Source organism: Methanoculleus sp. 10, assembly GCF_913757945.1.
Lineage (GTDB): Archaea > Halobacteriota > Methanomicrobia > Methanomicrobiales > Methanoculleaceae > Methanoculleus.
This window is the reverse complement of record NZ_CAJYDP010000001.1, coordinates 45,869-71,838: the sequence shown is the minus strand read 5'-3', so window position 1 is coordinate 71,838 and position 25,970 is coordinate 45,869. Positions and strand designations below refer to the sequence as shown.

The following is a 25,970-nucleotide window of genomic DNA, read 5'->3' as shown; positions in this document are numbered from 1 at the left end:
GGGACATTCAATGAAAGAAAGGTAATTGTTCGTATTGAGGGATACTGCGGGGTTACTACACCTATTCCTCGACGAACTCTTTGAGCCGCGCGAAAAGATATTTCTGCACCTCTTCGACGACCTCTCTTCTGCCGCGGAACGCGAGCAGTTCCCTTGCATCCCCGCCCATGTTCGCAAACGCCATCTTCTGCGGCCGCCGCACCACTTCCACGTCGTACTTCTCAGCGACATCGTACAGCATCTTCCGGGGCACGCCCGGGGGAACGAGCAGATCGTAGAGTTCTTCCTCAGCCATCATTTACCATATCCTACTTTCCTACTTTGATCCGGCGGGACATAATACATGGCCCTCCCCGCACGCCGCCGAGCGGGGCCTTCGGTTTCCCGAGAGAGTTCATGCACCGCCCCATCAGTGCCGCACCCCGGGCAAGACCGTCGTCCACGAAGACCAGGTGGTCGTTCGGAGTGTCGTAGAGGTTCCGTTCAGTGATGCCCTCGAGGATGTATTCGGGTTTCCTCCCCGAGATCGCCGCCCGCCCGGTGAACCCTATCGACGAGTTCGGCGGGACGAGCCCCCTCTCGATGGCGACATCGACGAGCCGGAGCGCCATCTTCGCGCAGACCCGGTCGACGACCTCGGTCAACATGCCCATGCCGTGCTTCTCGTAGATCTCGTGCCCGATCTCCTCGAGAACCGGCGTCTCACTCCCGTTGACGCCCGAGTCGCACCCGATGAGGGCAACGCCCGACTTGTCGGCCACCTCCGCGCAGACCGGCACCCGCCCGAACCGCGTCCGGTCGGGAGGGACGATCCGGATATCGATGTGGTCGTGGCACCGGTCGACGTAGCCCTCGACGACCGAGCGTTTCCTGCCCCCGAACGCGCCCTGAATGCTGTGATCGCCAAAGAGGTCGAGGGCCGTCCCCGTCCGCCCCTTCACGAGCCCGGTGCCCCGGACGATAGCATCCGGTATGGCCCCGGCAAGCCCGCAGAAGTTCCCGATCGTCTGGGCGAACGGGTTCGGGTCATCGCGGGCGACGTCGCTCGTGATCCGTCCGTCAAGCGTCGTCCCGAAGTCGATGGAGATGCAGGGGTTCCGGAAGTCGACGGCCGTCCACTTGGCACCCTCCTTGATCCCCGCCATTGCAAGTTCTCCCTCCATCTCGTTTGCCACCATCTCAACGCCGGTACACCCGACCGGCGGCACGACGCCGGCCACCGCACCGACGAAGACCACCCGGTCGGCGAACGAGAACTGCCGGAGTTTCGGCGGGAGGTTGTCGATCGACATCGGGGGCGTCATCTTTCGCGGGGGGACGCCGGCGGCGAGGCAGCCGTTTGCGAGAGCAATGACAAAGTCCCCGACCTGGTCGGGCGAGTCCATCGCCGCCACGACGCCGGTGCTCCTGACGACGAAGTCCAGGTCGTCCTTGATACTCAGGTGAGCCTCGTTGTGGCACCGGATCAGGGTATCGCGCACCAGATCCGTGACCGATTCCCGGGTCAGTTCCGTGCCGTCCAGGGTTTCCCCGAAGATCGTCTCGCCGGGCAACGGCCGCCGGACGTCCCGGCTCATGGTCACGGTCTTGTTGATGACGTATGACCTGCCCGTCTCCAGGTTCGTGCCGGTCAGGATGCACTTTGTCGTAGTATTGCCCATCTCAACAGACGCCACGATAAAATAGGGCTTCACCCGGTACTCGGGAACACCGTCGCCCGGTCCGTGGGAGAGCGACGGCGGTGGCGGGCTTTCGACGATATGCGGCGTAGGTTTGAAAAAGCGCTCCAAAAAGCGGGCACACATAGTAGTCTTTTCCGTGTCTGCCTGCTTATAATTTTCTATACACCTCCGGATGCCCGGAACGCAGGGAGAAAGGGACCCCCGGCGAGACTCGCCCTGGCGGGCCGGATTGCCGTATACCGATCCCGCCGGGGACCTGTGCCGATTCGGGCGGGGATACGGGGACTTCGGCACGCATACGGTGGGGTGCTGCCCGGTACGGTGGGGGTGGCGACTGCAGACCGCGGGTCGCCTCATGCGGCAAAGACCGGGACCAGGCCGCACGCGGAAGCAGCATGGAAGACGAGATGTGCCGGTCCACTACCCGGGCCGGCAGAGTCCTTTATATAGCGATAGCGCGGATAACCACATTACCGGAAAGGCTCCGGCGCTTCGCCGCGCCCGGTCCGTTCCCAGGAAGAGGTGAACCGTATGGTTGCGCTTTCAAACGAAGTTAAGGATATATTTACCAGGACCAAAGTCATGCCGATGGCCACCGCGTCGAAGAGCGGCATCCCGAACGTGGCGCCGATGGCATCCATACAGCTCGTGGGCGACGATACCGTCTGGATCATGGACAACTACATGGTCAAAACACTGGAGAACCTGAAGGAGAACCCTGTTGTAGCCCTTTACTTCTACGATCAGGAATCGAAGCGCTGCTTCCAGATAAAGGGCTCAACGGAGGTTAAGACGTCCGGCCCCGAGTACGAGAAGTTCCGAAACCAGATGAAAGCAAAGAGCGACAAGTACCCGGCGAAGTCACTTATCGTCATCAAGATCACCGACGTCTTCGAGTGTACGCCGGGAAAAGAGGCCGGGAAGAAGGTGCTGTAAGCACCCCTTCAACACTTTTTGAGGTTTTTGAGCAGGCGCGCCTGCAGCCCGAAATAATTCGAGAACCCGACAGCGTGGTTCTGGTCGATCGTCGTCGAGTCAAAGGAGACGAGGTCGCCCGAATAGAGCCCGGCATCCGAGCTCCGGCCGAGCACCGAGAGGCTGCCCTTGTAGAGGCCGATGTCCACGACGCCGCTCGCACGCTCCTGCGTCTTATCGATGAACGCATTGAGCGCATAGAAGAGCGGTTCGTGCACGAGCCCCATGTAGGCGAGCTCCGACCATTTGTCGTCGACGATGTGCTTGAACGCGAGCTCCGAGCGGGTCAGGACGAGGCGCTCGAGGTCGCGGTGCGCGGCAAGGAGGACGGTCGCGGCCGGGTGCTCGTAGATCTCGCGGGCCTTCAGGCCGAGGATCCGGTCCTCGACCATGTCGTTGCGGCCCACGCCGTTCCTGCCGGCGATCCGGTTCAGCTCCCGGATCAGGGCGATGCCGGGAAGTCTCTTCCCGTTGAGGGCGACCGGGACCCCCTGCTCGAACTCGATCCTGATCTCCTCCACGGCGTCGGGGGCCTCCTTCGGCGATACCGTCCAGGCGTAGATCTCCTCGGGCGGGCGGAAGGCCGGGTCCTCGAGCCTGCCGCCTTCGATGCTCCGGCTCCAGCAGTTCTCGTCGACGCTGTAGGGGTTCTCTTTCCCGACGCTCACCGGGACGTTGTGCTCCTGCGCGTAGCAGATCTCCCACTCGCGGGTCAGGTTCATCTCCCGCATCGGTGCAACGATCTCGTAGCCGGCGGACCTGAAGATGAAGTCGAACCGGAGCTGGTCGTTTCCTTTTCCGGTGCACCCGTGCGCAACCGTCGAGGCGCCTTCCTTCTCTGCGACCTTCACGATCTCTTCGGCGATCAGCGGGCGGGCGAGGGCCGTGCCCATCGGGTAGCCCTCGTAGGACCCGTTCGCTTTTATCGAGGGGAAGATGCACTCTGCTATGAACTTCTCCTTCGCATCGATGGTGTAGTGGTTATCTGCAAGCATCCGGCCCTTCTCTGTTGCCCGGGCAACCTCCTCCTCGGGCTGGCCCACGTCGACTGCAACGGTGACGATCTCGTCAAACCCGTAGTGCTCGCGCAGGAGGGGGATACAGACGGAGGTGTCGAGACCTCCCGAAAACGCTAGGACGACTTTTCTCTTTTCCATGGTACTGATCTCCGCGTTCCTGGTTCCTGTCGGACAGCGACAGTCTGGAGTAATCTACATTGATACGACCTCTCACCCAATAAAAGAAATGGTATGGACGGGCGCACCGGGAGGAACCGGAACTGTTACCGGTATTTCCAGGGGTCGGGGGATACCGGAGATCCGGGGTGCGGAGATGCACAGGGCATCCATTGTGACGACACCTGCAGTCCCGGCGCAGTCGGGACTTCCAGGGCGGAGGGGCGTGAGAACGAGATCAGGAAAAATGAACGTTATGCGAAGAATGATCGACAAACCGGCGATAAATCGCAGAATAACAGGCACGACTGTACTCTATCCCTGAATGCACCACAAAATGCCGGAAAAACTGAAATTCCCTTTAATATTGGGCTATTTTCGAAATCAGAAATTATAAAACAGATAAAATAGAAATCGTGAGTCGGAGGGTTCTGTTATTCTTGAGCAGGCATCACCCACAGAAGACTCAACATCACTACAACCAATCATCAGTGTAAATGGTCTGACCCGAGTATTTGGACAGGATCCCGGAGAAGCACTGGCACTGCACCGGTCCGGTTGCTCAAAGCAGGAGATCTATGAGAAGACCGGTGCGAGGCTGGCCCTCAATAACGTTTCATTCGAGGTTATGCGGGGCGAGACGTTCGTCCTGATGGGGCTCTCCGGGAGCGGGAAATCAACTCTTCTGCGCTGCATCAACCGGCTTATCGACCCTACCGAGGGCACAATACTGATCGACGGCGAAGATATCGTCAGGATGAGCCAGGAGGAACTGCGAGCAACCCGGCGGCGTAAATTGGGCATGATCTTCCAGAGCTTTGCTCTCCTCCCTCACCGGACGGTCCTCGACAACGTCGCCTTCGGTCTTGAGATCCAGGGCATCCCGGTGAATGAGCGCCAGCGGAAAGCCGAAGAAGTGCTCCGGACGGTGGGGCTTGGCGGCTACGGGGCGAGCATGCCTGGCGAGCTCTCCGGCGGCATGAAGCAGCGGGTCGGGCTTGCCCGGGCGCTCACGAGCGACCCGGATATACTCCTGATGGACGAGGCGTTCAGCGCGCTTGATCCGCTCATCAGGAGGGATATGCAGGATGAACTGCTGGATCTCCAGCAACGGTTGGCTAAGACGATCATCTTCGTCACCCACGATCTCGATGAGGCCCTGAAACTCGGCGACCGCATCGCCCTGATGAAGGATGGCGCGATCGTGCAGATCGGTACGCCGGAGGAGATCCTGACCAACCCGGAGAATGCCTACGTTGAACGGTTCGTCGCCGATGTGGATCTGACAAGGGTGCTCTCGGCAAGCGACGTGATGCGCCGCCCCGAACCGGTTGCCCAGTGCACCGCAGGACCAAGGGTAGCCCTGCACCTCATGGAGGAGCACGATATTGCAGGGATATTCGTCGTCACCCGGCAACGCTTGCTTCGGGGGCGGGTGACGCTCGACGATGCCGCCAGGGCTGTCAGGAGGGGAAAAGAGATGAAGGATATTCTCATCACCGAGATCCCCATTGTGGCTCCCGATGCAACGCTATCCGACATCATCCCGCTGATCGTCGAGAGCCCCCACCCTGTGGCGGTGGTGGACGACGCGGGCAGGCTCAGAGGGGTCATATCACGCGGCGCCATCCTTGCAGCTCTCGCACGAAAGGGAGAGAACACTCATGCAGCTGCCTAAACTTCCCGTGGGAGAGGCTGTCGAGATGCTCGTCGACTGGATCGACGAGTACTTCGGCTGGCTGCTTGACGGCATCAGCGAAGGGCTTGGATACCTCATCGAAGGATTCCAGGACCTCCTTATCGCCACACCGCCACTGGTCCTGATCCTCATCTTGAGCGTGCTGGTCTGGTTCGTCACCCGGCGGAATATCAGGCTGGCGGCGCTGACCGCGCTTGGCCTGCTGCTGATCTGGAATCTTGAACTCTGGGACCTCGCGATGCTCACCCTGGCACTCGTCCTCGCCTCGACGGCCCTTGCGCTCGCGATATCGATCCCGGTCGGGATCGCGGCTGCAGGGAGCGACGCCCTCAATGCCGCGCTCCGGCCGCTCCTCGACCTGATGCAGACCATGCCCTCGTTCGTCTACCTCATACCGGCGGTGATCTTCTTCGGGCTCGGGAGCGTCCCGGGCACCATCGCGACGGTCGTCTTTGCGATGCCGCCGGCGCTCCGCCTCACCAATCTCGGGATTCGGCAGGTGCCGACCGAACTGATCGAGGTCGCGGACGCCTTCGGCTCCACGCCCCGCCAGAAACTCTTCAAGGTGCAACTCCCGGTCGCGCTCCCCACCATCATGGCGGGGGTGAACCAGTGTATCATGCTCGCCCTCTCCATGACCGTCATCGCATCGATGATCGGGGCGGGGGGGCTCGGCTACCAGGTGCTCGTGGGCATCCAGCGGGTGGATATCGGTATGGGGTTTGAGGCGGGGCTTGCCATCGTGATCATCGCGATCGTCCTCGATCGGATCACCCAGAACCTTGTGCCGCAGCATGACACCCGGTGACCCGTTCAGAGTGAACCGGGCCCCGCTCATCCGCCCCGGACAGTTCGTCAGAGCCCGGAACCCCACATAGTCGGGCTTGAAATGCCATCTGGCCGCCTTCTGGCGGTAAACAATGACAAGGTGAAGAAATGATTCAAAAGAAAGGAAGCGTACTCGTACTGACAGGTATTGTTCTGATGCTCTGCCTCTTCTCTGCCGGATGCGCCGGCACAGGAGCGACCGAGCCCAAAAAGAAGATCAGCATCGGCTACGTCACCTGGGACTGCGCCATCGCGAGCACCAACGTGATGAAGCAGGTCTTTGAAGAAGCAGGGTATGACGTCAACCTGGTCGCCGTCGACGCAGGGCCGCTCTTCCAGGCGCTTGCTAACGGAAACGTCGATTTCACGACGACCGGATGGCTCCCGCACACTCATGAGCGTTACTGGGAGCAGTACGGCGACAGGATCGATTACGTCAGGGCCAACATCCCCGGTGCAGCACGTATCGGGCTCGTCGTCCCCACCTGCGTGACCATCGACTCGATCGAGGAGATGAACAGTGTCGCAGATAAGTTCGGCGGCAGGATCGTCGGTATCGAGCCCGGAGCGGGCGTTATGGCCCGGACCGAGCAGGCCATTGCGGAATACGGCCTTGATTACGGCCTGATCGCAAGCAGCAGTGCCGGCATGGCAGCTGAACTCGGCTCCGCTATCAACGATGAGGAGTGGATCGCGGTGACCGGGTGGTCACCGCACTGGAAGTTCGGCCGCTACGACCTCAAGTTCCTTGAGGATCCGAAGGGCATCTACGGCGGGGCCGAAGATATCGTGACCCTCGCGCGGCAGGGCTTGAAGACCGACGACCCGGAAGCCTACGGCATCCTGACCCGGTTTGAGTGGACCGGCGAGGATATCGCCTCGGTCATGACCGATATTGCGGGCGGCATGCCTGAAGAGGAAGCCGCAAAGACATGGATCGATGCCAACCGCGACAGGGTCAACGCCTGGCTTGGGAAGGCATAACCCTCTCTTTTTTGGCTCTGTATAACCGCTTTGCGTAACTCCGCATATCCCCACAGACGATGGAAACAGGTGGCGTGGCCTCCGAAATATGATCGAATACAACGCCAGGAATCCCTGTAGCCTCGCGCGAAGCCGCGGAAGTTCGCGAAGTTCGGCAGATGGATTTGCAACGCCCCATCAAGGCTTCGCGTTCTTCGCGTAAACTGACGCAGACGGCAACACCGGAACAAAAAGAGAGGGTGCTACGTTCCCGGATCATACCAGCTCGTGGTAGTGCCCGAGCGGTTCGAGGGTGATCTCTTCGCGCTTGATGGCGTCGATCGCCATCGCAGCGGCCCGCGCCGCCTGGAGCGTCGTGATGTAGGGGATGCCGTAATCGACGGCGGCCCGCATGATCTGGATATGGTCCTGCCGGGAGGCCTTATCTGCCGGGGTGTTGATGATCAGCCGGATACCCCCGGAACGCATGATGTCGATGACGTTCGGGGAGCCTTCCTGGACCTTCCGCACGAGGTTTGCCTCGACGCCGTTCTGGGTGAGGAAGTCGACCGTCCCGCTCGTGCCGTAGAGCGAGAGGCCGAGTTCCCGGAGTTTCCGCGCGATCGGCAGGATCTCTTCCTTCTGCTCGTCCGTCACCGATATGAAGATGTTTCCTGCCGTCGGCAGGGTGTTGTCCGCGGCGGTGCTCGCCTTGTAGTAGGCGCGGCCGAAGTCGTAATCGATCCCCATCACCTCGCCGGTGCTCTTCATCTCGGGCCCAAGGACGGTGTCGACACCGGGGAGTTTGTTGAAGGGGAGGAGCACCTCTTTGACCGCGACGTGCTCGATCTCGGGCTCGGTGACACCCATATCGGCGAGCTTTCTCCCCACCATCACCTTCGCCGCAAGCTTCGCAAGCGCAACACCCGTCGCCTTCGCGACGAACGGCACCGTCCGGCTTGCACGCGGGTTTGCCTCGAGCACGTAGACGACATCGTCCTGGACGGCGTACTGGATATTGATCAGCCCGACGACCCCAAGGCCGAGCGCGATCTTCTTCGTGTAGTCGCGCACCCGCGCGATCACCGAGGGCGAGAGGGACTGCGGCGGGATGACACAGGCCGAGTCGCCGGAGTGGACCCCGGCCCACTCGATGTGCTCCATGATGCCCCCGATCAGGACGTCCGTCCCGTCAGAGACCGCATCGACGTCGATCTCGACGGCGCTCCTGAGGAACGAGTCGATCAGCACCGGGTGTTTCCTGCTCACGCGGACGGCCTCTGCGATGTAACTCTCAAGCTCGAACTCGTCGTGGACGAGTTCCATCGCCCGCCCGCCGAGGACATAGGACGGCCGCACGAGGACCGGGTAGCCGATTGCCCGGGCCATCGTTCGCGCCTCCTCCTCCGAGTAGGCGGAACTGTTCGCCGGGCTCGGTATACCGAGCCGGGAAAGGAGCCGGCTGAACCGGTCGCGGTCTTCCGCCGCATCCATGGCGTCGGGCGACGTGCCGAGGATCTTCGTCGGAAGGCCGAGGCGCTTGATCTCGGCCTCAAGCGGCACGGCCAGGTTCACCGAGTTCTGGCCGCCGAACTGGACCAGGACGCCGTAGTAGTCGTCCTTCTTGAGGATGTTCACGACGTCTTCAAGCTGCATCGGCTCAAAGAAGAGCCGGTCGGACGTGTCGGCGTCGGTCGAGACAGTCTCGGGGTTGTTGTTGACGATATGGACCTCGATCCCTTCCTCCTCGCGCAGCGCCATCACCGCGTGGACGGTGCAGTAGTCGAACTCGATCCCCTGGCCGATCCGGATCGGCCCGGACCCGAGGATCAGCACCTTCTTCGCACCGTCCCGGGTGAGCTCGCACCCTTCTTCCCAGGTCGAGTAGAAGTAGGGCGTGGTGGCCGGGAACTCCGCAGCGCAGGTGTCCACCATCTTGTAGGTCGGCGCCCCCGCGAGAGCCACGATCTCGTCGGCGGTCTTCCCGGTCAGGGCCTGCAGTTCCTCGTCCGAGAATCCGTAGCGTTTGGCGGCCCTGATATCCCCGGGCCCACAGGCGGTCCCGAGCCTCCGTTCGAGGTCCACGATGTTTTTGATCTTCTCTAAAAAGAACGGCGTGATGGAGGTGAGGCCGGCGACCTCCTCGACCGTGAACCCCTCCCGGAATGCGTCGAAGAGGCACCCAAACCGCTCGTCGGTCGGGGCCGTGAGGATCATCCGGATCTCGTTTGGGTTTGTGTGCCGTTTCATGTCGGTATCAAGCGACCGGAGCGCCTTCTTGAACGCCTCCTCGACCGTCCGGCCGATCGCCATAACTTCGCCGGTGCTCTTCATCGCCGTGGTGAGCGTCCGGTCTGCAGACTTGAACTTGTCAAACGGCCACCGGGGCACCTTCACGACGACGTAATCGATGGCAGGCTCGAAGGATGCCGGGGTGACGCCGGTCACGGTGTTCATGATCTCGTCGAGACGGAGCCCTATGGCGATCTTTGCCGCCACCCGGGCGATCGGGTAGCCGGTCGCCTTGGATGCGAGTGCAGACGACCGCGAGACCCGGGGGTTCACCTCGATGATCCGGTAGTCGCCGTCCTTGTAGGCGAACTGGATGTTGCACCCGCCCTGGACGTCGAGCGCCCGGATGATCTTTATCGCGGCGCTCCGGAGCGTCTGGTACTCGTCGTCCCGCAGGGTGAGGATGGGCGCAACGACGACGCTCTCGCCGGTATGGATGCCCATCGGGTCGACGTTCTCCATGCCGCAGACGATGATGCAGGTGTCGGATGCGTCCCGCATCACCTCGAACTCGATCTCCTTCCACCCGGCGACGCTCTCTTCCACCAGCACCTGGCGGATACGGGAGCGTGTGAGCCCGATCTCGATGATCCGCCGCATCTCATCAGGCGTATGCGCAACACCGCCGCCCGATCCGCCGAGGGTGTATGCGGGCCTGATGATCGCCGGGAGACCGACCTCCCGGATGGCCTCATCGATCTGGTTCATGTTCCCGAGGATCATGCTCCGGGGGACGGGCTCCCCGATAGCGTTCATCAGGTCACGGAACTGCTCGCGGTCCTCCCCCCGGTAGATCGCCTCAAGCGGCGTCCCGAGGATCTCCACGCCCGCAAGCGCACCCATCTCCGCGAGCTCCGCCGTCATGTTGAGGCCGGTCTGGCCGCCCATGCCGCTCAGGATCCCGTCCGGTCTCTCCTTCTGGATGATCTTTGCTATGATCTCGGCCTTCAGGGGCTCGATGTAGATGACGTCCGCCGTATCGGGGTCGGTCTGGATCGTTGCGGGGTTTGAGTTGACGAGGACGACCTCGACGCCCTCTTCCCGGAGCGCCCGGCAGGCCTGCGACCCGGAGAAGTCGAACTCTGCCGCCTGCCCGATCTGGATGGGGCCGGAGCCGATGATGAGGACCTTTTTGATGTGAGACTTCCGCGGCATTACGGGATCCCCCTGTATACGCGGTCAAAGAAGTGCATCTCCGTATCCCGGGGGCCGCCGTGCGCCTCCGGGTGGAACTGGACGCAGGTGATGTTGAGGTTCTGGTCCTCGAACCCCTCGACCGTGCCGTCGTTCACGTTCCGGTACGAGACGGTGCATCCCTCGGGCAGGGTCTCTCCATCCACCGCAAAACCGTGGTTCTGGGTGGTGATGGATATGCTCCCGTCCCGGTAACGGACCGGCTGGTTTGTCCCGCGGTGGCCGAACTTCATCTTGTAGGTCTCGGCGCCGAGCGCGAGAGCAGTCACCTGGATGCCCATGCAGATGCCGATGACCGGCACCGCGCCGGCGAGCTCCCGGACGCACCGGATGGCGTCGACTGCCCTCCTCGGGTCGCCGGGACCGTTGCTGATGAAGAGCGCATCGGGCTTTGCCGCCATGATCTCATCGGGCGCGGCGGTGTGCGGGAAGACATGGATATCGGCGCCACGGCGGCTGAGGCTTGCAAGGATATGCCGTTTCACCCCGAGGTCGATGACGGCGATCCGTTTCCCGGTGCCGCCGATACGGTAGGGCCCGGGGCAGGAGACGCTCGCGATGAGGTCGGCGTCGCCGACCGGGGGGGCGGCCCGGGCGCGCCGGACCGCTTCTTCTCCGTCATCGCTGCCGACGATGAGCGATGCGCGGAGTGTACCGACCGTCCGGGTCTTTATCGTCAGGCTGCGGGTATCGACGCCCGATATCCCGAGAAGGCCGTTCTCTTCGAAGTATTCTGCAACCGACGGCCGCATGGTGGGCACGCGAGCGATCTCGCGCGCAACACAGCCCCGTGCGTGAACCCGGGGACTCTCAAAATTCTCTAGATCCACACCATAGTTCCCGATGAGGGGATACGTAAACATCAATATCTGCCCGGCATAACTGGGATCCGTTAATGCCTCCATGTAACCGGTCATCTGTGTGGAAAAGACGAGTTCACCGGAACATACCCCCTCAACGCCAAAACCGCTCCCTACAACAAATGTTCCGTCTTCAAGACCCAGAACCGCCTTCATGGATTACCATACCATGTGGAACGGATTCCTTATTAACGGTAATGACGGATCGCACATCTTCCCCGGAAAGCCGGCCGGAAACCCTGAAAAAAGGGCTCATATTCCCCCAACTGCCGGATCGGGCGGCGTACCGGGTGACGCGTGATGAGTGAGGGCGCGGTGGAGAAGATCCGCGCGATCGAGACACCTGAGGGGACGTTTACCATCCGGCTCATCCTCGACGACCTCGGAAGCATCTACCCGGGCATGATCCGGTATACCGTTGAGGTCCTCTGCGGCGCGGAGCCGGTCGCCACCTACGCCGTCAACTCCTACGAGGTGCCGCCCGGCTCACTCATCGATACCCGGGAGGCGGCGGAGATCCTCTTCTCGCGGCTCGCGCACGACGTGGCGTCCCGCCCCCACGCCTACACCCGCTCTCGCCGTCTCACCCGCCCGCTCCCCGGGAGCGGCACCTCTGATGTCGTCATACTGCAGGGGAGCCCGCGCCGGTTCGGGAACTCTGCCAGGATTGCGTCGTGGTGCGCTGACGAGGCCGCACGGGCAGGCCTCTCCTCCCGAATCTTCTTCCTGCACGAGCTCTCTATCCGCCCGTGCATCGGGTGTTATGCCTGCTACAACTACGGTTATTGCCCGGTCGACGATGATATGCCCGGGATCGTCCGGGCTCTCGAGTCCGCCTCGGTCATCGTCGTCTGTACGCCGGTCTACACCGGCACCGTCCCGGCCGGCCTGAAGGCCGTGATCGACCGCTGCCAGTGGCTCCACGCCCGGCAGAAGGTGCTGGGAAGAGAGGTGCACGCCCGCGGCCTGCTCGTCGCCGTCGCGGGACGGCGGGGGGCCGCGCCGTTTGTCTGCATAACCCGTGTGGTCAGTATGTTCATGGAGAACCTGGGCATCCGTCCGGCCGCCCCGGTGCTGATCGGCGATCTCGACCGGGCCCGGGATGTGAGGAAGATTGAGGGGTCCGAGGACGACGTCCGGGCGGCGCTGCGGACGCTGTTCGCCCCCGGGGACGAAGGATAATATACCCCCGCTCCCCCACCGATGATGCATGGCAGAAGTGACTGTTGAGATTGTCGGGCTCATGGAATCCGAATGCGGCCCGTTCCCCTGCGATGAGACGAGAACCTGCGGTCTTGAGACCTGCTACCCGTCAAACAGCCTGATGGATGCCATCAGCGCCCTGCGCGACGAACTCCTCGCCGGGTACGGGGATAAGGTCGAGGTGAAGATGACCCTGATCGACGAGGGGATGCCCGACCACGTCAGGAAGATCATCGAGGAGCGCCATCCCCCCATCCCGATCATTCTCGTCAACGGCAGGCTAACATCGATCGGGAGGGTTTCGCTCGATCTGATAAAAGAGGAGATTGATTATGCGCTTGAAGAGTCCTAAAATATCTTCTTCAACTCTCCGGTCGCAAGGTCGAAGTACAGGCCGTGAAGCCGGACCCGCCCTTCTTTTTCCGCAGCCACGACCGGCGGATAGGTGCGGAGGTGCTCAAGCTGCAGGCCGACGTTCTCGATCTCGATGAGCCGCAGCCGGATCTTCTCCTCTTCCGGGTTCTTCGGAACCTGCATCCTGTCATCGACGCGGCGTTTCGCCTCCCTTGCGTTGTTGAGCCAGAGCGGGACGTAGGCGTCTTCGCTCTCGTGGTCGAGCCCCTTTATGGCGCCGCAGTCCGAGTGCCCGCAGATGACGATGTCACCGACCTGGAGGTGGTTGAGCGCATACTCAAGCACCGTCGCGAAGTTCCAGTCATGGACCGGGACGATGTTGCCGATGTTCCGTTGCACGAAGAGTTCCCCGGCCTGTGCGCCGGTGATGCGTTCGGGGTTCACTCTTGAATCCGAGCATCCGATCCAGAGGACCACCGGGTGCTGGCTTGATGCCAGGGCCTTGTAATGCTCAGGGTTCTTTCCGAAGTCGTCTTCCCTGAACCGTTCGTTTCCCTCAAGAAACTTCTCTATCATCTCTCGTACTCCATTAAACAGTATGCAGGCGCCCGCCACGGACGGGTTGTGCCTGCAGAGGGGGTTACCTCCCGGGGGTTAAAAATACATATGCCTGGATTCTGCAGGGGGAGAAAGAGGCATAAACAAGGCGAATCGGAGTTTTACTATCCCAAATAGGGATTTGGTTCGTCGGAATACCTCACGCTTCATCTCCTCGAACCAAGGTGGAGAGGGGGCGACGCACCACGGTACACAAGGTAATATGGTAAGCAAACTCGATTTGTTCATGAAAGATAATGTTTGATCCCGGCCACGAGACCGGCAGCCCGGTATGCGCTCTCCTATAAGAAGAGCTCGGGTTCTATCGAAGTCTTCGGATCGTTGTGGCCGAGAGGCCCCGTGACGAGAGAATCGGGACGAATCGGCCACCTGATGTACCTTCCGAACACTTTCGCCCCGCAGGGGGAAGTTATATGCCTCAGGAACGATATGAGTAGGGCCGTTCCAAAATCCTCTTACGAGAGGGGCGACCCGCTCACATCACCCAGTGGTCATCCCGCCGGGTGCACAGCGAAACTCTTCGAGTCTCTTGTGTTCGCTACGCTCCCACACCAAACCCATTGGGTTTTTTCATGCTCCCTCCGGTCGCATTCCGCACCTCGGAACATCCTTTCGCACGAACCACCCTCCAACCGATCAATCCCGCCCGGAGACGATCTTCCGCAGATGAGGTCACCTCTGGACAGCCCCGAGGTTCGCCTGCTCGACGGTCCGCGCGTACCGGGCGAGAACGCCCGTAAGCCGGCGCGCCGGGGGTTTCCAGGCCCGTCGCCGCTCTTCCAGGATCTCCGGATCAACCAGGAGGTCGAGGCGCTTCTCGTAGAGGTCGATCGCGATCTCATCCCCGTCCTCCACGAGGGCGATCGGCCCGCCGACCGCGGCCTCGGGGGCGACGTGCCCGATGCACGGCCCCCGGGTGCCGCCCGAGAAACGGCCGTCGGTCACCAGCGCGACCCGGGCGTAGCCAAGCCCCATCAGCGCAGACGTCGGCGAGAGCATCTCGGGCATCCCGGGTGCTCCCCGCGGCCCCTCGTAGCGGATCACGACGACGTCACCCTCCGCGATATCGCGGTGGAGGATCGCCTCCATCGCCGCCGCCTCGCCGTCAAAGACCCGGGCCGGCCCCTGGTGCCGCCACATCGCCGCCGGGACCGCGGCGCATTTGACGACGGCGCCGTCGGGGGCGAGCGACCCCCGCACGACCTTCAGGCCGCCGGCAGGGCTGACCGGGGCGTCGGCCGTCCGGATAACGTCCGGGTCGGCGACCCGCGCTTCTCTCGCGATATCGAGGATTGAGCGGCCCGAGACCGTCGGGGCGTCGTCGATGTAGCGCTCAAGCATCGCGAGGACCGCAGGAATGCCCCCTGCCCGGTGGAGGGCGAGCATCGAGTGCGGGCCGCCGGGCTGCATGTGGCAGATGTGAGGGGTCTCCTCGCCGATGACGTTGAAGGTCTCAAGGTCGAGGGGGACGTCCGCCTCCCGGGCGACGGCCATCAGGTGGAGCACCGTGTTCGACGAACCGCCGAGCGCCATGTCCACCCTTATCGCGTTTGTGAGGCTCGCCGGCGAGACGATATCCCGCGGGCGGATGCCCTCCCGGACGAGGCCGACCGCCCGCTCCCCGCTCTCCCGGGCTATGCGGAGTTTTGCCGCGTCGACCGCCGGGATTGCCGCACAACCCGGGAGGGAGAGGCCCAGCGCCTCGGTCACGCACGCCATGGTGTTTGCGGTGTAGAGCCCCTGGCAGCTCCCGCATCCGGGCATCGCCGCGCACTCGAGTTCACCGAGCTCCTCCTCGCTCATCGTGCCGGCGGCGACGCGGCCCACGCCCTCGAATATGTCGATCAGGGAGAGCTCCCGGCCCGCCGCGTAGCCGGGGAGCATCGGGCCGCCGGTGACGACGATCGTCGGGATGTTGCACCGCACCGCCGCCATGAGCATGCCGGGGACGATCTTATCGCAGGTCCCGACACAGACCAGGCCGTCGAACCGGTGCGCCTCGACCATCAGCTCGACGGCGTCGGCGATGTTCTCCCGCGAGGGGAGGGAGTAGCGCATCCCCTCGTGGCCCATTGCGATCCCGTCACAGATGCCGATGGTCCCGAACTCGAACGCCACACCGCCCGCAGCCGCGACACCCTCCTGCACCTTCTGCGAGAGGGACCGAAGGTGGATGTGCCCGGGGACGATCGTGTTATACGCGTTTGCTATCCCGATGAAGGGCTGACCCATCTCGCGGTCGGTCACGCCGAGCGACCTGAGCAGCGCCCGGTTTGGAGCACGCTGGTAGCCAATCTTTACCGTCTCACTCCGCATGGTAATTCTCATAGGAGGATAAGCGCGCAGGGGGAAAAGAGTGTTCCGGTTGCCGGTGTGGTGGTGCAGGGGGGGAGGTTTTTCAGCGTGGGGAAAGGAGTAGTTCACCGCGTTTGAGGGCGCATGACATAAGCGTCCTTCGAGCGACTCGAATCATATCGATCAAGCAAACTTGGACACGGATTTGTGGTGGGTATCGCCACGCACTGCCCCCGCCCCCTCAGGAAGGGGGAGGAGGCCGAAGGCCGGGTGGGGTGGGGTTACAGCCTTCTTTTGGGAGTGGAGACAGGGGGGGATGGCTTCCCCTCCCCGTCAGCCCTCCCCAATGGCGATACCCCCACGGTCCAGTGTACCTGGCTTTCTCTCGTTCAGCCATTCAGTATGTCGCAACGCCGACTAATTCAGTGCTAAAGGGAGGGACAGCATTGACACAGTGGGAACTCCATCTCCTCACTCCTCAGTCCCACCATATAACTCCACCACGCCCCCGATGACGATCACTGCCGGGGGCCGGACACCTGCTGTGCGGGCTTTCCCGGCGATATCGGCGATGGTCCCGACCGTCACGCGCTGGTCGGGCCGCAGCCCCCTCTCGATGATCGCGACCGGGGTCGCGGGGTCTTTGCCGTGCGCCGCGAGCGCCGCCGTGATGGCAGGGAGGTTCTTCACGCCCATCAGGATCACAAGCGTCCCCTTCAGGCGTGCGAGGACCTCCCAGTCGAGGGCGGACTCGGGTTTCGTAGGGTCCTCGTGGCCGGTGATGAACGTCACCGTTGATGCGTACCGGCGGTGGGTGACCGGGATCCCGACCATCTCGGGGACGGCGATGGCGCTCGTGACGCCCGGCACCACCTCAACCGGGATGCCGTGCTCCCGGAGCACCTCAAGCTCTTCTCCGCCGCGGCCAAAGAGGAAGGGGTCGCCCCCTTTCAGGCGCACGACCGTCTTGCCCTCTCTCACCTTCTCGACCATCAGCGCTTCTATCTCGTGCTGCTCCAGCGTGTGGTTGCCGCCGTACTTCCCGCAGTCGATCCGTTCGGCGTCCCGCGGGAGCGTTGCGAGGATCTCCTCGCCCGGGAGCTGGTCGTAGAGGACCACGTCCGCCGCGTCGATCACCTCACGCGCCCTCATCGTCAGGAGGCCGAGCCCTCCCGGGCCCGACCCCACAAGGTACACTCTTCCATTCATGATCTCAACCCCAGTGCCGCATAGGCCTCCCGGATCAGGTCTTCCGCCTTCCCGCGCAGGGCCCGCCCGCACGCCCGCGCCTCTTCAGGCGTCGCAACATGCCGCTCGATACGCTCCCACCGGGAGCCGTCGAGCGCGAGCACCTCGGCGATCAGGTCCCCGCCCCTGCAGTAGATCCCCTGCGGGGTGAAGCACCCGCCGCCGACCTCCTCCATGACGGCGCGCTCGATCGCCACGTCGAGGCGGGTGGGAGCATGGTCGAGCGCCGCGAGGGGGCCGGCGATCCCCGGATCGTCCCGGCAGACGACCGCGACGGTCCCCTGGTTTGGGGACGGGACGAACCGGTCCGTGGGGAGGGGCTCTCCCGGCAGCCTGAGCCCGAGGCGCTCGAGGCCCGCCTCCGCGAGCATGATGGCGTCGTACTGCCCCTCGCGGAGCTTCCGTATCCGGGTATCGACGTTCCCCCGCAGTTGCTTCACCGTTAGCGTCGGGTCGTTGCGGAGGAGCTGGGCGCGGCGCCGGGTGCTCGACGATCCGACGACGCGGACCGCGTCGAGAGGGGCCTCGTGCGCAAGAAAATCCGCAGGCGAATCCCGCTCGAGCACCGCGCAGCAGACGAGCCCTGCCGGCCGCGCCGCCGGGATATCCTTCATGCTGTGCACCGCAGCGTCGATCTCGCCCCTGAGGATGGCATCGTCAAGCGCCCGGACAAAGACTCCCTGCCCCCCGATAGCGTGGAGCGGGACATTCGTTGCGGTATCGCCCTCGGTCGTGATCGTGACGATCTCCGCTTCAATTCCCCGGTCGGCGAGCATGCCGACCACCTTTCCTGCCTGTGCAAGCGCAAGCGCGCTTCCCCGTGTGCCTATGCGAAGAGACATGACCCGTATGCGTCTGCTATCTGTTCGATATCCGCTTCCGTGTGCGCAGCAGAGAGGAAGTTCGTCTCGAACTGCGACGGCGGGAGGAAGATCCCTGCATCAAGCATCGCCTTCCAGAACCGCGAAAACGCCTCTGTGTCGCACTCTTTGACCTCCCGGTAGTTGTGCGGCGGGGCGTCCCGGAAGAAGTGCTTGAAGACCGATCCCATCCTGACGAACGAGCCACGGCGCGCATCGACAGCCACCTCCTCGATCGCCCGCGTGGCGTCGTCGAGCCGCCGGTAGATCTCCGGGTGCTCGTGGAGGTGGCGGAGGGCCGCAGACCCCGCCGCAAGGCTTGCCGGGTTGCCGCTGAACGTCCCCGCCTGGTAGACCGGCCCCGATGGGGCGACCAGTTCCATGATATCGCGCCGCCCGCCGAAGGCGCCGATGGGGAGGCCGCCGCCGATGATCTTTCCGAATGTGGCAAGATCGGGCTTTACCCCGTAGAGCACCTCAGCGCCGCCGATACCGACCCGGTAGCCGGTGATCACCTCATCGAGGATGAGAAGGACGCCGTGGGCGGCGGTGATCTCCCGGACGTCGGCGAGGTAGCCGTCGTCGGGGAGCACCGGCCCGATGTTTCCCATGATCGGTTCGAGGATGAACGCGGCGACGTCGTCGTTTCCGGAGAGGAGCGCCTCCAGCGCCTCGGGGTCGTTATACGGGACCTGCCGGGTGTGGGCCACAAGGTCGGCGAGGACGCCGGCGGAGTCGGGCACCCCGAGGGTGGTCGCCCCCGACCCGGCCTTCACCAGGACCGCGTCGTGGGCGCCGTGGAACCCGCCTTCGACCTTGATGATGTCCTGCTTTCCGGTGTAGCCCCGTGCGAGCCGGATCGCAGCCATCGTCGCCTCGGAGCCTGACGAGACAAATCGGACCATATCGATCCCGGGGTGGTCGCCGGTGATGATCTCCGCAAGGTCGATCTCAAGCGGCGACGGTGTGCCGTAGAGCCAGCCCTTCTCGAGCTGGCGTTCGATCGCCTCCCTGACCGCCGGGTGCGCGTGACCGAGGATGAGAGGGCCGTAGCCGAGGCAGCAGTCGATGAGAGCCGCCCCGTCGACGGTCGCCAGGTGCGAGCCCGCCGCCCGCTCCACGTAGAACGGGTAGGGCTTGATGGCCCTGACCGGGCTGCTGACGCCGCCCGGCATCAGGGCCTTTGCCCGTGCGAAAAGGTCACTGCTCTTCATCGAGCCACCCCGCTGCGTCTTCGGCAAAGTAAGTGATGATCAGGTCGGCCCCGGCGCGCTTGATGGCGGTGAGGCTCTCGAGGGCGACGGCCCGCTCGTCCAGCCAGCCGCGCTCTCCGGCCGCCTTGATCATGGCGTACTCCCCGCTGACCTGGTAGGCCGCAACCGGCAGCCCGAACTCCGTGACGGCTGAGAGGATGTCGAGGTATATCCCGGCCGGCTTGACCATCAGGATATCAGCCCCTTCGGCGGCGTCGAGTTCCGACTCCATCACCGCCTCCCGGGCGTTCCCCGGGTTGATCTGGTAGGTCGTCCGGTCGCCGAACGAGAACCCCGAGTCCGCGGCGTCGCGGAACGGCCCGTAGAGGGCGCTCGCGAACTTCGAGGAGTACGACATGATGAGGACATCCAGATATCCGGCGGCGTCCAGAGCCTCCCTGATCGCCTGCACCATACCGTCGAGCATACACGACGGCGCGACGATGTCGGCGCCGCTCTCTGCATGGGAGACGGCGATCCGTGCCATCAGCGCGAGAGAGGGGTCGTTTTTGAGATCCGGGCCGTCAGGGGTCTCCCCGACGATGCCGCAGTGGCCGTGGTCGGTGTACTCGCAGGCGCAGACGTCGGTGGCGACCACCATCTGCGGCAGCCGCCCCTTGATGCTTTTAGCGGCTCGCTGGACGACGCCGTCGGCCGCGCAGGCCCCGGTCGCCTCGCTGTCTTTCGCCGCCGGGATACCGAAGAGGATCACCGCACGGATGCCGGCGTTCAGGAGGCGTTCGCAGTAGTCGGCGACCCCGTCCACCGGGTGCCGGAACTGCCCCGGCATCGAGGCGATGGGTAACGGTGTGCTGATCGATTCATCTACAAAGACCGGCATAACGAGGTCGGTCTTCCTGAGTTCTGTTTCGCGGAGGAGCGGCTGGATGATCCGCCGCCGTATCCGTCTCATTCGTCGTTGTGGAAACATAGTTCTCCCCGGGTAATCGCCCTCATCAGGCCCTCGGCTTTCGCTGTATCGCCGCACTCCGCGCTCGCGCGGATGGATGCGGTCACGTCCGAGAGGAGTTTCTTCGTGAGCGCCCGCGTCAGGTCATCGATGATCTCTGCCGTGCGGCTATCCTCCTCCCCAAGGCGGGCCAGCGCCCTGTCGCGCTCGCGCGCCCGGATCGACTCCGCCCAGGTGTAGAGGAGAGCGAGCGTCTCGTCGGCCGCCGTCCGCCGGAGGAGCCGGATGAAGTGGTCGAACTCCTCGTCGATGATCCCCCGCGCCCGGTCCGCCTCACCCCTCCGGGAGTCCATGGCGGCGTCGCTGACGCTCCGGAGGTCGTCGATGGTGAAGAGGTGCACGCCTTTGATGGACCGCACCTCATCCTCGATATCGCGGGGCTGGGCGATGTCGATGAGGACCAGGTGGCGGGGGCTCGGGTCGAGCGGCCAGAGGCGCTTCTCCATCACCCCCCGTATCTCCTCCGTGCGGATGACCGGGTGCGGCGCGGCGGTGCAGGAGATGACGACGTCGGAGAGCGCTATGTAGCGGTAGAGATCCCTGAAGTTGACCGCCCGTCCCCCGATCTTCTCCGCAAGCACCACCGCACGTTCGTAAGTCCTGTTCGCGACGTATATCGCCGTCAGGCCCTTCGCGGAGAGAGCCTGGGTCACCAGCAGCCCCATCTCTCCGCTCCCGATGACCAGGATGTGCCGGTCGCGCAGGGTGCCGAGGAGTTTTTCCGCAAGCGTCACGGCCGCGGAACCGACGGAGACCGCTCCCCGGTTGATCTGCGTCTGGCGCCGGACCCTGACCCCCACGTGCACCGCCTTGTTGATGCAGATCTTGATGACGGTGCTCACGGTCCCTGCCTCCTCCGTGGCCGCGAGCGCTGCTTTGAGCTGGCCGAGGATCTGGTCCTCGCCGACGACCAGGGAATCGATGCCTGCGGCGAGTTCCAGGAGATGGCGGGGCACGGCCTCCCCTTCGATGACCATGAAGTCGCGCCTGCCCTGCTCCTGCAGGAACCCTTCAAGGCTCCGCGCGTCCCCCTCCACCAGGACCTCGACGCGGTTGCAGGTCTGGAGCAGGAGGACGCCCCTGAACCGTTCCCGTGCCTCGCGGAGGAACGCCGCCTCGTCGGGGAACCGGAACGCTTCGATCGTGGCGATGTCCGCGGTGTGGTGGTTCACGCCCGCGAGCGCGAGCGGGGCTGCGGCCGGATCAGGCATGCAGGTACCTCTCGATCGCCATCGTACGTGCCCGGTCATAGTCGGAGGCAAGCGCTTCCCAGACCTCTTCATCCCGGAGGATGCTCCAGAGGATGCGGGACCGTTCTGCCTGCACCGGCTCGCTCTCCTTAAGCATCGAGCGCACCTCGTCCTGCAGGTCGATCATCCGGTCGAGGTCTGCATACTCCTTCTGGAGTCGCATGCGGAGATACCGCGATACGGCGGGGCTCTTTCCGTGGGTGCTGATCGCGACCAGGTAGCGGCTGCCCCGGGCGACCGAAGGGACTATGACATCGCCGGGAACGCCTGCGGCGTTGTTGAAGAGGACGCCGGTCGCGGCGCATACTCTCCCGATACGGTCGTTGAGTCCCGGGTCCGGTGTCGCAGCTACCGCGAGGAAGGCGCCCGCGAGGAGATCCCGGAGCGCCTCATCCGGGAGGGTGGAGAGGTCGGCCTCCTGCCGCCTGATCGCGAGACCATCAAGGTCCGGCGAGAATGAACGGCTGATCACCGTCACCTCCGCCTCATGCTCAAAATACGCAGCCTTCCGGGCACCGACGTCGCCTCCCCCGAAGATGAGCACCCTCCTGCCCGTCAGGTCAAGCATGAGAGGGATCATTCTTCTATAGTGTGGTGAACGGAATAGATTAAGGTGTTGAAAAACCTGTTTCTCCCGGGGTCCCCCGGCATATGCCCTCCGGCCGATACATCAGCGCCGGTTTGTTCAAAGAAGGTTTTAATGACAGGAAGATCCTTTTCTTCACGACAAATATGGCTGAAGAGATGTATGCATTCAGCAGGCTGGAAGGCGCCGTCCATCGCACGAAAGGTCTGCTCTGGCCGGTGAGATGGGGCGTCTGGCTCCGCCTGGCCGTGATCGCGCTCTTTCTGGGAGGCGGCCTCAGTGTGCCGGACATCTTCCAGTATCAATTCGATGGAAACGATTTTGCGACCGGCACAGCAGGATCCTTCTCCGGCGTCGCGCCGATGGTCGTACTGGGGATCATCGCCGTCGTGCTGGCGATCGCCCTCCTCTGGATGCTGGTCGGAGCTACGTTGCAGTTCGTCTTCGTGGATATGCTCTCGACCGGGGACATCCACCTTGGGCGCCATTTCAGGGAGCGGCTCGGCAAAGGAGCGCGGCTCTTCCTCTTCGAGATCGCCCTCATCGTGGTCATGGTCCTCGCCGTTGCGGCGTTCGTCTTCATGCTCATCGGGTTTGAGGGGGCCGGCCCCGCCGTTGCCACGTCGCTCCTGATTATTGCGCTTATACCGGCCTTCCTGGTCGCAGCCCTCCTCTTTGGGCTCGTCTTCCTCCTGACCACCGACTTCGTCGTCCCCATCATGATCCGTGAGGACTGCGGTATTATCGCGGGCTGGCGGCGGCTCATCACGATGATCGCCTCGCGTTTCTGGCAGACCGTCGTCTACGTCATCGTCAGGTTCGTGCTGGGGCTCGTTGCCGCGATCGCGCAGGTAATCCTGGCCATCCTCGCGCTGGTGGTCATCGCGATACCGTTTATCCTCGTCGGCATCGTGCTCCTCGCCGCGCTCCAGGAGAATATCGTGCTGCTCCTCGCCCTCGTTATCCCCTACCTGATCATCGCTATCCCCGTCGCGCTCCTGATTGCGGTGCCGTTCATCACATACTTCAGGTACTACGCTCTGCTGGTGCTGGAGGGGCTTGAGCCTGAATACCGGCTCCTCCCCGAGTAACCTTTTTTCAGACAGGGGAAGAGAAAGACTCTTCCCGTATGAAATCATGAGCCTCGATCAAGCAATGGTCGACATCGAGCCGCTGGTGGTCCTTGTCCTGGCGCTGGGACCGGGGGTATTCTGGGCATGGTACTTCTACCACAGGGATAGGTTCGAGCCCGAACCAGCGGCCCTGATCGTGAAGTTATTCCTCCTCGGTGTCCTGGTCACGTTCCCCGTGGCCTTCGTCGAGGGATTTTTCGGCCTCTTCATCGCATCTCCGCTGATCATGGGCGTCGTCATCGCGCCCATCGTCGAGGAGTACGGCAAGTTCGCGGTCGTGCGCCGGTTCGCCTACCGGGACGCCGAGTTCGATGAACCGATGGACGGCATCGTCTACGCCGCTTCGGCCGCCCTCGGGCTTGCATCCCTCGAAAACGTCCTCTACGTCTTTGCGGCGTACGTGACGTCGCCGTCGCTTGCCCTCGGCACGATCGTCGTCCGGGCGATCTTCTCGGTCCCCGGGCACGCGCTCTTCTCCAGCGTCTGGGGCTACGCTCTCGGCCGGGCCAAGTTCACGGCTGCCGAGCGGCGGCCGGGACTCGTCTTCCAGGGGCTCGCTCTCGCGATGGTGTTGCACGGCATCTTCAACTTCCTGCTCTTCTCCGCCGATATCGTCGCCTACGCCATGGTCATCTTCATCCTGGTCCTGACACCGGGATTATGGATACTTGCGGACAGAAATATCCGAAGCGCGCTTCGCTGGCAGAGACAGCGGTAGAGGCAGGCCGCCTGCGCGGAGATACGGCGATCGCCGCCGGGAGAGCCCCCTGCCGTGCCGATACCGCAGGAGCGATGCCGCCCGGATCGGGCGGCGATTCGATAGGCTTATTAAGCAGCGAATCCCATGTTGTAAGGCACACAGTGCAGAGCACAGGTGTGCGCCGATAGTGTAGTGGTTATCACTAGGCGTTGCCAACGCCTAAACCCGGGTTCGAGTCCCGGTCGGCGCATGGAGCACCGCACCGGTGCGCTGTTTTTCAGAGTTTGTTTCACAGTGACCGCTCCCTCATCGACGAGCACGTTCGCAACCCTGCATCCCGCCCTCATATCCCGGTGCGGAACCTTTATGGCCGCAACCGCCTCCTCTTCCCGCAAGCATGGAATTACAGCGGGGGCTCTCGCAGTTCGACCTGACGAACATCATCGTCGGGGCGATCGTCGGCGCCGACATCTACATCGCGTCCGCCCTCACCGCAGGCCTCGTCGGCCCGTTCTCGATCGTCCTCTGGGCGGTGGCCGGGCTCTTCGCCGCGACGATCGCAATGGTCTTTGCCTACTGCAGTTACTACGTCCCCCGCGTCGGCGGGCCGTTCGCCTACGTCTCAGAGGCGTTCGACGATTTCTACGGGTTTCTCACCGGGTGGAGCATGTGGATCGCCGAACTCCTCGCCCTCCCGGTCTTTGCAATAGCGTTCGCGAACTACCTCCAGGCGCTCGTCCCGCTCACCCCGGCCGCAGAGGTCGCTGTCCGGGCGCTCTTCGTCGCGTCCCTGACCCTCGTCAACATCGTCGGGGTCCGGGCCGCAGGTAGGTTGAACGATGCCCTCACGCTCATCAAACTCTCACCGCTCTTCCTCCTCATCGTGGCCGGGCTCGGCGTCTTCTTCATCCAGCCGGAGACGTTCGCCGGGAACTACATCCCCCTGCTCCCCCTCGGGCTCGATAACGCCGCCCACGCCCTGGTCCTGATCTTCTGGGCATACGCCGGGTTCGAGCTGGGGACGCTCCCGGCCGGCGAGGTGCAGAATCCGCAAAGAGCCATCCCTCGCGCCATCACCAGCGGGATGCTGATCGTCTCCGCCTTTTACCTCCTCACGAACTTTGTGCTCTTCGGAGTCGTCAACTGGACCGAACTCGACCAGAGCACCGTCCCGCTCGTCGTCGCCGGGACCGCCCTCTTCGGGTCAGCGGGGGCGCTCATCATGACGGTCGGCGCCCTCTTCTCGGTCTCGGGGTCAAACGAGTCGGGGATGCTCGGCAGCGCACGGCTCGCGTACGCGATGGCGATCGACGGGCTCTTCCCCCGCGCCTTCGCACGGCTCCATCCGCGCTTCAACACCCCCTACGTGGTACTCATCGCCCAGGGTATCATCGCATTCATCCTCTCCAACATCGGGAACCTCTCCGGTCTGATATCGTTCGCCGTCCTCAACCTCGCGTTCTCATTTCTGCTCACCTGCTTCGCCCTCATCGTCCTCAGGAGCGATAGCGCCGCAAACCTCCGCGGCCAGCATATCCTCCCCCTCGCAGGCATCGCAATCTGCCTCTTTCTCCTCTACTCAACCACAACCTTCGATAAGATCGTAGGGGTCCTGGTTATCCTCGCCGGTATTCCGGTCTACCTCTTCTACTCCCCGAAGCAGGACATACATCACCTCAAAGCCCTCTTCCTCTCCGAAGAGACCGTGCTCCAGCGGAGGCTCGAGGCGAAGGAGACGTATCTTGCAAACTTTCTGGACATAATCCGCACAATCTCCCGGAGGATCAGGCGGTTGGACGGGCGCGAGCCGGGGGGGAGGTAGGCGTTTACCC

23 protein-coding genes and 1 tRNA gene are annotated in these 25,970 nt (G+C 63.3%); 11 read left to right on the top strand and 13 right to left on the bottom strand.

Translation table 11 applies throughout. The features are described from left to right. Positions 1-61 precede the first annotated feature (61 nt). Together QZ408_RS00335 and QZ408_RS00330 are read right to left on the bottom strand one after the other, a co-directional pair. Positions 62-298 carry a hypothetical protein gene (locus QZ408_RS00335; protein ID WP_292488702.1) on the bottom strand — a complete coding sequence of 79 codons (237 nt, stop codon included), beginning with the start codon at positions 296-298 and terminating at the stop codon, positions 62-64. Positions 299-308: 10 nt separating this feature from the next. Next, positions 309-1,805, bottom strand: coding sequence for a methanogenesis marker 14 protein (locus QZ408_RS00330; protein ID WP_292488700.1), 1,497 nt, complete (start codon positions 1,803-1,805; stop codon positions 309-311). A gap of 408 nt (positions 1,806-2,213) precedes the next feature. On the opposite strand from QZ408_RS00330, the gene QZ408_RS00325 reads away from it, so the two are divergent. Next, the gene (locus QZ408_RS00325) at positions 2,214-2,618 is read left to right on the top strand and encodes a pyridoxamine 5'-phosphate oxidase family protein (protein ID WP_292489220.1); all 405 of its coding nucleotides are present in this window, start codon (positions 2,214-2,216) and stop codon (positions 2,616-2,618) included. Positions 2,619-2,626: 8 nt separating this feature from the next. Here the strand turns inward: QZ408_RS00325 and QZ408_RS00320 are convergent, their stop codons facing one another. Continuing rightward, positions 2,627-3,814 carry an argininosuccinate synthase gene (locus tag QZ408_RS00320; protein ID WP_292488698.1) on the bottom strand — a complete coding sequence of 396 codons (1,188 nt, stop codon included), beginning with the start codon at positions 3,812-3,814 and terminating at the stop codon, positions 2,627-2,629. Between the two features lie 93 nt (positions 3,815-3,907). On the opposite strand from QZ408_RS00320, the gene QZ408_RS00315 reads away from it, so the two are divergent. The 4 genes from QZ408_RS00315 to QZ408_RS00300 all read left to right on the top strand — a co-directional run bounded on the left by QZ408_RS00315 (position 3,908) and on the right by QZ408_RS00300 (position 7,343). Further along, entirely contained in the window at positions 3,908-4,243 is a 336-nt protein-coding gene (locus tag QZ408_RS00315) for a hypothetical protein (protein WP_292488696.1), read from the top strand. Between the two features lie 25 nt (positions 4,244-4,268). Next, positions 4,269-5,510 carry a glycine betaine/L-proline ABC transporter ATP-binding protein gene (locus tag QZ408_RS00310; protein WP_292489218.1) on the top strand — a complete coding sequence of 414 codons (1,242 nt, stop codon included), beginning with the start codon at positions 4,269-4,271 and terminating at the stop codon, positions 5,508-5,510. Beyond that, complete coding sequence (locus QZ408_RS00305) at positions 5,497-6,339, top strand: proline/glycine betaine ABC transporter permease (protein WP_292488694.1); 843 nt, start codon at positions 5,497-5,499, stop codon at positions 6,337-6,339. Before QZ408_RS00310 ends, QZ408_RS00305 begins: the two co-directional genes overlap by 14 nt. 128 nt (positions 6,340-6,467) lie before the next feature. Then, the gene (locus QZ408_RS00300) at positions 6,468-7,343 is read left to right on the top strand and encodes a glycine betaine ABC transporter substrate-binding protein (RefSeq protein ID WP_292488692.1); all 876 of its coding nucleotides are present in this window, start codon (positions 6,468-6,470) and stop codon (positions 7,341-7,343) included. Positions 7,344-7,598: 255 nt separating this feature from the next. Here QZ408_RS00300 and carB read toward each other — a convergent pair whose 3' ends face one another. Beyond that, positions 7,599-10,769, bottom strand: a complete 3,171-nt coding sequence (gene carB / locus QZ408_RS00295; RefSeq protein ID WP_292488690.1) for a carbamoyl-phosphate synthase large subunit — start codon at positions 10,767-10,769, stop codon at positions 7,599-7,601. Beyond that, complete coding sequence (carA, locus tag QZ408_RS00290; protein WP_292488688.1) at positions 10,769-11,824, bottom strand: glutamine-hydrolyzing carbamoyl-phosphate synthase small subunit; 1,056 nt, start codon at positions 11,822-11,824, stop codon at positions 10,769-10,771. Before carA ends, carB begins: the two co-directional genes overlap by 1 nt. A gap of 144 nt (positions 11,825-11,968) precedes the next feature. Here carA and QZ408_RS00285 point away from each other — a divergent pair, with 144 nt between their 5' ends. After that, positions 11,969-12,850: a flavodoxin family protein gene (locus QZ408_RS00285; RefSeq protein ID WP_292488686.1), complete on the top strand. Its 882-nt coding sequence runs from the start codon at positions 11,969-11,971 to the stop codon at positions 12,848-12,850. Between the two features lie 28 nt (positions 12,851-12,878). After that, complete coding sequence (locus QZ408_RS00280; RefSeq protein ID WP_292488684.1) at positions 12,879-13,223, top strand: hypothetical protein; 345 nt, start codon at positions 12,879-12,881, stop codon at positions 13,221-13,223. Here QZ408_RS00280 and QZ408_RS00275 read toward each other — a convergent pair. From QZ408_RS00275 to QZ408_RS00240, 8 genes are all read right to left on the bottom strand, one after another. Next, complete coding sequence (locus QZ408_RS00275; protein WP_292488682.1) at positions 13,220-13,801, bottom strand: carbonic anhydrase; 582 nt, start codon at positions 13,799-13,801, stop codon at positions 13,220-13,222. The two genes, QZ408_RS00280 and QZ408_RS00275, sit on opposite strands and share 4 nt — an antisense overlap. Positions 13,802-14,515: 714 nt before the next feature. Next, positions 14,516-16,159 carry a dihydroxy-acid dehydratase gene (ilvD, locus tag QZ408_RS00270; RefSeq protein ID WP_292489215.1) on the bottom strand — a complete coding sequence of 548 codons (1,644 nt, stop codon included), beginning with the start codon at positions 16,157-16,159 and terminating at the stop codon, positions 14,516-14,518. 450 nt (positions 16,160-16,609) lie between these two features. Beyond that, on the bottom strand, positions 16,610-17,347 hold the full coding sequence (gene cobA / locus QZ408_RS00265; RefSeq protein ID WP_292488680.1) for a uroporphyrinogen-III C-methyltransferase: 738 nt from the start codon (positions 17,345-17,347) through the stop codon (positions 16,610-16,612). Beyond that, positions 17,344-18,228, bottom strand: coding sequence for a hydroxymethylbilane synthase (gene hemC, locus QZ408_RS00260; RefSeq protein ID WP_292488678.1), 885 nt, complete (start codon positions 18,226-18,228; stop codon positions 17,344-17,346). The genes cobA and hemC overlap by 4 nt, the downstream gene beginning before the upstream one ends. After that, positions 18,213-19,460 (bottom strand): glutamate-1-semialdehyde 2,1-aminomutase, encoded by a 1,248-nt coding sequence (gene hemL, locus QZ408_RS00255; protein ID WP_292488676.1) that lies wholly within the window; start codon positions 19,458-19,460, stop codon positions 18,213-18,215. The genes hemC and hemL overlap by 16 nt, the downstream gene beginning before the upstream one ends. Continuing rightward, complete coding sequence (gene hemB, locus QZ408_RS00250) at positions 19,447-20,430, bottom strand: porphobilinogen synthase (RefSeq protein ID WP_292488673.1); 984 nt, start codon at positions 20,428-20,430, stop codon at positions 19,447-19,449. The genes hemL and hemB overlap by 14 nt, the downstream gene beginning before the upstream one ends. Beyond that, the gene (hemA, locus tag QZ408_RS00245; RefSeq protein ID WP_292488671.1) at positions 20,409-21,680 is read right to left on the bottom strand and encodes a glutamyl-tRNA reductase; all 1,272 of its coding nucleotides are present in this window, start codon (positions 21,678-21,680) and stop codon (positions 20,409-20,411) included. Before hemA ends, hemB begins: the two co-directional genes overlap by 22 nt. Beyond that, positions 21,673-22,299: a bifunctional precorrin-2 dehydrogenase/sirohydrochlorin ferrochelatase gene (locus QZ408_RS00240; protein ID WP_292488669.1), complete on the bottom strand. Its 627-nt coding sequence runs from the start codon at positions 22,297-22,299 to the stop codon at positions 21,673-21,675. The genes hemA and QZ408_RS00240 overlap by 8 nt, the downstream gene beginning before the upstream one ends. Before the next feature lie 152 nt (positions 22,300-22,451). Between QZ408_RS00240 and QZ408_RS00235 the strand changes: the two genes are divergently transcribed. The 4 genes from QZ408_RS00235 to QZ408_RS00220 all read left to right on the top strand — a co-directional run bounded on the left by QZ408_RS00235 (position 22,452) and on the right by QZ408_RS00220 (position 25,960). Further along, entirely contained in the window at positions 22,452-23,396 is a 945-nt protein-coding gene (locus tag QZ408_RS00235; protein ID WP_292488668.1) for a hypothetical protein, read from the top strand. A gap of 46 nt (positions 23,397-23,442) precedes the next feature. Next, positions 23,443-24,156 carry a PrsW family intramembrane metalloprotease gene (locus tag QZ408_RS00230; RefSeq protein ID WP_292488667.1) on the top strand — a complete coding sequence of 238 codons (714 nt, stop codon included), beginning with the start codon at positions 23,443-23,445 and terminating at the stop codon, positions 24,154-24,156. Positions 24,157-24,316: 160 nt separating this feature from the next. Continuing rightward, positions 24,317-24,388, top strand: a tRNA-Gly gene (locus tag QZ408_RS00225). A gap of 147 nt (positions 24,389-24,535) precedes the next feature. Then, positions 24,536-25,960: an amino acid permease gene (locus tag QZ408_RS00220; RefSeq protein WP_292488665.1), complete on the top strand. Its 1,425-nt coding sequence runs from the start codon at positions 24,536-24,538 to the stop codon at positions 25,958-25,960. Positions 25,961-25,970: the final 10 nt, after the last annotated feature.

What these genes read in the sequence shown, in the direction of transcription:
- QZ408_RS00335 (WP_292488702.1), bottom strand. Translation starts at nt 298, where the DNA reads ATGATGGCTGAGGAAGAACTCTACGATCTGCTCGTTCCCCCGGGCGTG.
- QZ408_RS00330 (WP_292488700.1), bottom strand. Translation starts at nt 1,805, where the DNA reads ATGTGTGCCCGCTTTTTGGAGCGCTTTTTCAAACCTACGCCGCATATC.
- QZ408_RS00325 (WP_292489220.1), top strand. Translation starts at nt 2,214, where the DNA reads ATGGTTGCGCTTTCAAACGAAGTTAAGGATATATTTACCAGGACCAAA.
- QZ408_RS00320 (WP_292488698.1), bottom strand. Translation starts at nt 3,814, where the DNA reads ATGGAAAAGAGAAAAGTCGTCCTAGCGTTTTCGGGAGGTCTCGACACC.
- QZ408_RS00315 (WP_292488696.1), top strand. Translation starts at nt 3,908, where the DNA reads ATGGACGGGCGCACCGGGAGGAACCGGAACTGTTACCGGTATTTCCAG.
- QZ408_RS00305 (WP_292488694.1), top strand. Translation starts at nt 5,497, where the DNA reads ATGCAGCTGCCTAAACTTCCCGTGGGAGAGGCTGTCGAGATGCTCGTC.
- QZ408_RS00300 (WP_292488692.1), top strand. Translation starts at nt 6,468, where the DNA reads ATGATTCAAAAGAAAGGAAGCGTACTCGTACTGACAGGTATTGTTCTG.
- carB (WP_292488690.1), bottom strand. Translation starts at nt 10,769, where the DNA reads ATGCCGCGGAAGTCTCACATCAAAAAGGTCCTCATCATCGGCTCCGGC.
- carA (WP_292488688.1), bottom strand. Translation starts at nt 11,824, where the DNA reads ATGAAGGCGGTTCTGGGTCTTGAAGACGGAACATTTGTTGTAGGGAGC.
- QZ408_RS00285 (WP_292488686.1), top strand. Translation starts at nt 11,969, where the DNA reads ATGAGTGAGGGCGCGGTGGAGAAGATCCGCGCGATCGAGACACCTGAG.
- QZ408_RS00280 (WP_292488684.1), top strand. Translation starts at nt 12,879, where the DNA reads ATGGCAGAAGTGACTGTTGAGATTGTCGGGCTCATGGAATCCGAATGC.
- QZ408_RS00275 (WP_292488682.1), bottom strand. Translation starts at nt 13,801, where the DNA reads ATGATAGAGAAGTTTCTTGAGGGAAACGAACGGTTCAGGGAAGACGAC.
- ilvD (WP_292489215.1), bottom strand. Translation starts at nt 16,159, where the DNA reads ATGCGGAGTGAGACGGTAAAGATTGGCTACCAGCGTGCTCCAAACCGG.
- cobA (WP_292488680.1), bottom strand. Translation starts at nt 17,347, where the DNA reads ATGAATGGAAGAGTGTACCTTGTGGGGTCGGGCCCGGGAGGGCTCGGC.
- hemC (WP_292488678.1), bottom strand. Translation starts at nt 18,228, where the DNA reads ATGTCTCTTCGCATAGGCACACGGGGAAGCGCGCTTGCGCTTGCACAG.
- hemL (WP_292488676.1), bottom strand. Translation starts at nt 19,460, where the DNA reads ATGAAGAGCAGTGACCTTTTCGCACGGGCAAAGGCCCTGATGCCGGGC.
- hemB (WP_292488673.1), bottom strand. Translation starts at nt 20,430, where the DNA reads ATGTTTCCACAACGACGAATGAGACGGATACGGCGGCGGATCATCCAG.
- hemA (WP_292488671.1), bottom strand. Translation starts at nt 21,680, where the DNA reads ATGCCTGATCCGGCCGCAGCCCCGCTCGCGCTCGCGGGCGTGAACCAC.
- QZ408_RS00240 (WP_292488669.1), bottom strand. Translation starts at nt 22,299, where the DNA reads ATGATCCCTCTCATGCTTGACCTGACGGGCAGGAGGGTGCTCATCTTC.
- QZ408_RS00235 (WP_292488668.1), top strand. Translation starts at nt 22,452, where the DNA reads ATGGCTGAAGAGATGTATGCATTCAGCAGGCTGGAAGGCGCCGTCCAT.
- QZ408_RS00230 (WP_292488667.1), top strand. Translation starts at nt 23,443, where the DNA reads ATGAGCCTCGATCAAGCAATGGTCGACATCGAGCCGCTGGTGGTCCTT.
- QZ408_RS00220 (WP_292488665.1), top strand. Translation starts at nt 24,536, where the DNA reads ATGGAATTACAGCGGGGGCTCTCGCAGTTCGACCTGACGAACATCATC.